Annotated in this window: 5 protein-coding genes and 1 tRNA gene; 2 read left to right on the forward strand and 4 right to left on the reverse strand. The window is 64.0% G+C overall.

Annotated features, from left to right (window positions below; translation table 11 throughout):
• Positions 1 to 116 precede the first annotated feature (116 nt).
• The 4 genes from VGP39_RS09515 to VGP39_RS09530 form a co-directional block, all read right to left on the reverse strand.
• A complete protein-coding gene (locus tag VGP39_RS09515) occupies positions 117 to 1,007 on the reverse strand; it encodes an L-dopachrome tautomerase-related protein (RefSeq protein ID WP_327567855.1) in 891 nt (296 codons plus the stop codon).
• A 53-nt stretch (positions 1,008 to 1,060) separates the two neighbouring features.
• A complete protein-coding gene (locus VGP39_RS09520; protein ID WP_327567856.1) occupies positions 1,061 to 3,733 on the reverse strand; it encodes a M1 family metallopeptidase in 2,673 nt (890 codons plus the stop codon).
• Positions 3,734 to 3,754: 21 nt separating this feature from the next.
• Positions 3,755 to 3,829, reverse strand: a tRNA-Glu gene (locus VGP39_RS09525).
• A gap of 82 nt (positions 3,830 to 3,911) precedes the next feature.
• A complete protein-coding gene (locus VGP39_RS09530; RefSeq protein WP_327567857.1) occupies positions 3,912 to 4,247 on the reverse strand; it encodes a hypothetical protein in 336 nt (111 codons plus the stop codon).
• Here VGP39_RS09530 and VGP39_RS09535 point away from each other — a divergent pair.
• Together VGP39_RS09535 and VGP39_RS09540 are read left to right on the forward strand one after the other, a co-directional pair.
• Entirely contained in the window at positions 4,246 to 5,274 is a 1,029-nt protein-coding gene (locus VGP39_RS09535) for an RluA family pseudouridine synthase (protein WP_327567858.1), read from the forward strand. The two genes, VGP39_RS09530 and VGP39_RS09535, sit on opposite strands and share 2 nt — an antisense overlap.
• A 216-nt stretch (positions 5,275 to 5,490) precedes the next feature.
• Positions 5,491 to 5,970: RNA polymerase factor sigma-32 (locus VGP39_RS09540; protein ID WP_327567859.1), on the forward strand; the 480-nt coding region annotated here is incomplete at its 3' end.

The raw sequence follows: 5,970 nt of genomic DNA on the forward strand, positions 1-5,970 counted from the left end.
GGTAGCGATTGGTTAATATGCCGGTCGACTTTCCCGCGACTGTCGAGCGATAGGAAGGCATAACCAGTCGTCCGAGAAAAGCCCGCTGCCCGAAGGGCAGCGGTCATCCGGGCATCTCAGCGAGAGACGTAGCCCGCTGCGAGGGGTTTGAAGCGGTAGATCAGATACGGCGTCTTGTTCTCGGCCTTGCCGCCATTGAACATGGCCGCTGCGGAGATTTGCGAGGCGGACACATACATATATCCGTCGGGAGAAGCCGTGATGCCATCAGGCCAAACCATCTCCGGATCGCTCAAGTAAGTGCGGTACTTGCGATCGGCGCCGACGACGCCAACGGATTTGGTCTCGACCGCAGTCAGATAAAGGTTGCCGGCATAATCGATCGAGAGTCCTCCATTGTTGGGCTTGTCCGAATAGCGCTCGACCTTGGCGCTCAGTTCCGCCGGCGTGAGCTTCTCGTCATTTAGATCGACAACTCGGATACGATAGAGCGAACGACCGTTTAGCGGTGCGAAGTAAACCCATTCGGACCCGACATCCATGGTGATGCCATCGCAGCCGACCTTGATGATCGTTGGCTTGCCGTCCTTGCCTGGGACGGTCAGATCGTTGCCATCCACGGTGATCGGCACGTTTTCCGGAACCGTCGACTTGTCTCCGTCAAGAACACGCCGGGCGCGTCCCGTATCCATGTCGATGATGATGATCGCGGCATGGGAGCCCTCGCCGCCCGGCCCGATGTCCTCGTCGGCGACATAGAACTTCCGGTTCTTCTGGTCGATGACGATATCCTGCGGCTGCGATCCACTCCGCGTGATCGGCTCGGGCATGTCGTAGATGCGCTCGAGCTTGTCGGTGCGCGTATTCCATCCGACGAGCTTGGGTGTGATCTTGGTGCGAAATCCCATGTCGATGATCCAGACGATGCCGTTCTCGTCCGACCGGAGGCCGAGGACATTGTCGAGGTTAGTGGTCGGTCCCTTTCCGCGGCGTGTTCCAATCCGCATTCGGGAGCGCAACGCGTGAACTAAACGACGGCTGCCTGTGCGCTGCTCGTTGCTCAAGGCCGCCCGCCATTTTGCGCCTTGATCCAGGCATCGACCGCCGGCAGCGCGCGGGTCTTCAGATCGGCTGAGATCGCGATGGTTTCCAGGGCGCGCGCCGTCATCACGCGGCCACCGGAGGTGGCCTGCGCGGGCGCGAAACGCGCGAGCTCGGCGGCGTGGGCGTCGTCGCTGAAGTTGGTCATGAAGTTGGCGATGAAGGCGTCGCGGAACTGCGGTCCCTGCTTGGCAGCGAGCGCATCGAAGTTCTTTTGCACAAAATCCCAGGCAAGATCGGGCTGCTCGCCGGACGAAGCGACCGTGTTGATCACGCCGCCGACGATCGTGCTCGGCAGTTCATCGGTCAAGGTCAGCGCCAGCGTGGCGCGTGCAAGCGCAGGGTCACGCGCGCTGGCGGCCGCGTAATAATAGCGCAGGCGCTCGGTCGTCACCGTGGTCTTGCGCGCCAGCGCCAGCAGCGCGTCATAGCTTGCGCGATCGGCGCCGATGCCGACGAGATGGGCCACCGGATCGCGTAGCGCGCTGGGCAGCGATTGCGGATCCTGCAGGAAGCCTGCGAACCGCCGCCTCGCCTCCGCAAGGATGTCGCCGTCGCCGAATTCGCCGAGCGCCGAGATCAGGCTGGACCGTAGCAACGCTTCGTCATTATCGCCCGAGTCATTGCCATCCCAGCCGAGCCGGTCGAACACCGGGCGCAATTTTGCGCGCCCATAGCTCTGCAGCGCCGGGCGCTCGCTGCGGTCGCGCGCAAGCCGTTCGAGCCTGGTCAAGGCGTTGACCACCTGATCCCATACCGCGCGGTGATCATCCCTGCGGATTTGCTCGATCAGCGCGAGATAAGACGGCGGTTCGGCACGGCCGGCTTGCACCAGTGCCCAGCCGTCGGCGAGGAAGTTGAGACGATCTTCCGGCGCCATCAGTGCCAGCGCCTTCGCCAAGGCTGCCCGGCTGTTGGGGCCGTATTCGACCCGGTAATAGCCGATGTCGCCGCGATTGACTTTTATCGGCTCGCCGCAGAACCCGGCCGCGACCTCGGTGCTGCCCTGAAGCAGCAGGACTTGCGATGGCCGCGTTGCGTTTAGCGGGCCGACCGCGATCGGGATACTCCAGGCCCTGGGCGCCCAGACAGTCCCTTCGCCGCGCGCAGGCGCAATCACAAATCGATCCTGCCGCAGCGCCAAGCGCTGCCTGTCACCGCTGCAGGCGGTCTCGGCTATGATCAGCGGTACGCCGTCCTGCTCGGTGAAGGACGCGGCAACGCCCGTTACCGGCTTGCCGGCGGCACTTTCGAGCGCCCGCCACAGGTCGGCTGTGGTGGTGTTGCCATAGGCATGCGCGGCCATGTAGTTGCGGATGCCATCGCGAAACGCCTGCTCGCCGAGATAGCTTTCCAGCATGCGGATCAGCGCCTGGCCCTTGTTGTAGGTAATGCCGTCGAACGCCGCCATCGCTTCGCTGGAGTCGGCGACCGGCTGCTGGATCGGATGCGAGGTGCGCCGCGCGTCGAGCGCCATTGCGAACTGCTTCTGGCCATAACCGTTCAGCCAGGTCTGCCATTGCGGATAAAAATGCTCCGCCGCCTTGACCTGCATCCAGCTGGCAAAGCCCTCGTTGAGCCAGAGATTGTCCCACCAGCCCATGGTGACGAGATCGCCGAACCATTGATGCGCCATCTCGTGCGCCAGGATGGTGAAGATGCCGCGCCGCGCGGTGTCGGCAGTGGTGGACGGGTCGAACAGCAGCCGGCTTTCGAAAAAGGTGATGCCGCCCCAGTTTTCCATGGCGCCGCCGAATCCGCCGGGCACCGCGATCAGGTCGAGCTTGGGCAGCGGATATTTTGCGCCGAAATAGTCGTTGAACCAAGCGAGCAGTTTTACGGCGTTGTCGAGCGCAAAGCGCCCCTGCTCGCGCTTGCCCGCCGTGGTCACCACGCCGATGGTGACGCCATCGGCGTCCGCCGTGAGCCGCTCCAATTCGCCCGTGGTGAACACGAACAAATAGGTCGACATTTTCGGCGTCGGCGCAAAGGCGACCTGCTTCAGGTCCGGCGCGACCGGCGTCTCGCGCGTGACCGGCATGTTGCCGACCGCGAGGTGCGTGCGCGGCACGGTCACCGTCAGCGCGAAGGTCGCCTTGAAGGCGGGCTCATCCCAGCACGGAAAAATCCGGCGCGCGTCGGCGGGCTCGAGCTTGCTCGACAGCATCCGCTTCGTGCCATGGTCGGTCGGATAATCGACAAAGAACAGGCCGGTGCCGAACTTGTTGATCCGCGCCGTGAAGGCGATGCGCAGCCGGTGCGCGCCCGCTGCGAGCGGCTGCGGAAACGTGAGCGTCGCGGTCTCGGCTGTGGCATCGAGCGCGACCTCGGCGCGCTGCGCGTCGTCATCGATGGAGACGGCGCCGAACGTGGTATTGACCGCGTTCAGAACAAGCCGCGCGGTGGGCTCGCGCACCTCGATGTCGACGACTTCGACACCTGGCAGCGCGAGGCTTTCGAGGTCGGGCGTGAGTTCGATGGCATAGTGGACGGGAATAACTGTTTTCGGCAGCTTGCCCGGCGTTGCATCGAAGGAAAACCCGGGCTCGGCGACAGCAATGCCGGACATCGACAACGCGAGCACAACGATTGCGGCCAGCACGGCAGCAAGGTTCCGCACCGTGTGTGTCATCGACCATGTCCTTTGAAAAGCTGGCGCTCCCTAGGGGAATCGAACCCCTGTTTCAGCCTTGAGAGGGCCGCGTCCTAACCGCTAGACGAAGGGAGCGTGCGGTTGATGGGAATAGCCTTGAAATCTACCGGCTGCAACAACCTCGTCATGCCCGGGCTTGTCCCGGCCATGACGGGCTTCAAGGCTCGTTGGCAAATCTCAGCCTCCCTGCCGGTTTCAGCGTCCTGGCGTCGAAGGTGCGGATTTCTGTCACACCACCTATATCCAGCGTCACCACCAGGCGATCCCCGGCCACCGCGGTGGAGAGGATGCGGGCGCCCCGTGGCAGCATGGCCGTGGTATCGGTGGACACGGTGCTTTCGCTTCCGCGGAAAAGGCGGTAGCCGATGGCGATCAGCACGGCGGCTACCGCCAGCGCCGTGGTCAGGCCCGCGATCAGCATCATCCGCCGCACCCGCGCGAACAGCGCGGCCTGCTCGGGGGTCGGTTCGGGCGGAGCAGGTTGTTCGGTCATGCAAGGCTCTTCTTTGGAACAAGTCTCGTCCGAGTGCGGTCAGAAGCTGGAGGTCATCGTCGGTGGCGACGAGGGTTTTGCGCGGCTCGACCGCGTGCTCGCCGCACGCCGGCCCGAACTTTCGCGGTCGCGGCTCAAAGCGCTGATCCTCGCCGGACAAGTCACGGTCAAGGGCGCCCCCGTCCGCGACCCCGCTTATCATGTCGCCAAGGGCGATACGATCACAATCGACGTGCCGCAAGCCGTCGCCGCCGAGCCCGAAGGCGAGGCCATCGCGCTGGATATCGTCTATGAGGACGACGACATCATCGTCATCAACAAGCCCAGGGGGCTGGTGGTGCATCCCGCCGCCGGCCACGAGACCGGCACGCTGGTGAACGCGCTGATCGCCCATTGCGGGATAAGCCTGTCCGGCATCGGCGGGGTAAAACGCCCGGGCATCGTGCACCGGCTCGACAAGGACACCACCGGGCTGATGGTGGCGGCCAAGAACGACCGCGCCCACCAATCCCTGAGCGAACAGTTCGCCGACCACGGCCGCACCGGCGCGATGCGCCGCGGCTACATGGCGTTCGCCTGGGGAGCCCTGAACCGCCAGCGCGGCACCATCGATGCGCCGATCGACCGGCATCCGCATGCCCGGGAAAAAATGGCGGTACGTGACTCCGGCCGGCAGGCCATCACCCATTGGGAGGTCGCCGAGTGCTTTAATGGCCGCGGTGGCAACCCGGTCGCTTCCCTCCTGGCCTGCCAGCTCGAGACCGGCCGCACCCACCAGATCAGGGTGCATATGGCCCATATCGGCCATCCCCTGCTGGGCGATGCCGTCTATGGCCCGCACTTCAAGACCAAAGCCAATGCGCTCGGCCCGACGGCGCAGGCGGCGCTGGCCGCGCTCGGGCGGCAGGCCCTGCACGCCTACCAGCTTACCATTCAGCATCCTCGGACCGGGGATATTCTCAGCTGGGAAGCGCCGCTGCCGGGGGATTTGCTTCTCCTGCAAAGCGCGCTGCGGGCGGCGGAATGACGCAGGCCTTTTGGAAAAGCGGCGGTATGCCAATAGGTTATGCCAGCCACACGATGACGTGAGACCGGTTATCCTTCCCTGAAGCCGCGCGTTTGGTGTATGCTGCACCTGCGTTGAATATCCAACGCGGAACATCGCAGCGCGGCCGGCTTTAACCAAGCGGCCGTCTGCCGGGTCCGCCGCTATCGGGGACCTGAACCACTGGAGGGCGCTAAAATGGCCCGTACAGCTACCCTGCCGGTTCTCAACGGAGAATCCGGCCTCTCTCGCTACCTCAGCGAGATCCGCAAATTCCCGATGCTGGAACCGCAGCAGGAATACATGTTCGCCAAGCGTTGGCGCGAACATGACGATCGGGACGCGGCGCATCACCTTGTCACCAGCCATCTCCGGCTCGTGGCCAAGATCGCCATGGGCTATCGCGGCTACGGCCTGCCGATCTCGGAAGTCGTCTCGGAAGGCAATGTCGGCCTGATGCAGGCGGTGAAGCGGTTCGAGCCCGACAAGGGATTTCGACTCGCAACCTACGCCATGTGGTGGATCAAGGCGTCGATTCAAGAGTACATCCTGCGTTCGTGGTCGCTCGTGAAGATGGGCACCACCGCGAACCAGAAGAAGCTGTTCTTCAACCTGCGCAAGGCCAAGAGCAAGATCTCGGCGCTGGACGAGGGCGATCTGCACCCCGATCAGGTCAAG

Source organism: Bradyrhizobium sp. (genome assembly GCF_036009065.1).
GTDB lineage: Bacteria > Pseudomonadota > Alphaproteobacteria > Rhizobiales > Xanthobacteraceae > Bradyrhizobium.

Coding starts and splice junctions, on each gene's coding strand:
- VGP39_RS09515 (WP_327567855.1), bottom strand. CDS start 1,007: ATGCGGATTGGAACACGCCGCGGAAAGGGACCGACCACTAACCTCGAC.
- VGP39_RS09535 (WP_327567858.1), top strand. CDS start 4,246: ATGCAAGGCTCTTCTTTGGAACAAGTCTCGTCCGAGTGCGGTCAGAAG.
- VGP39_RS09530 (WP_327567857.1), bottom strand. CDS start 4,247: ATGACCGAACAACCTGCTCCGCCCGAACCGACCCCCGAGCAGGCCGCG.
- VGP39_RS09520 (WP_327567856.1), bottom strand. CDS start 3,733: ATGACACACACGGTGCGGAACCTTGCTGCCGTGCTGGCCGCAATCGTT.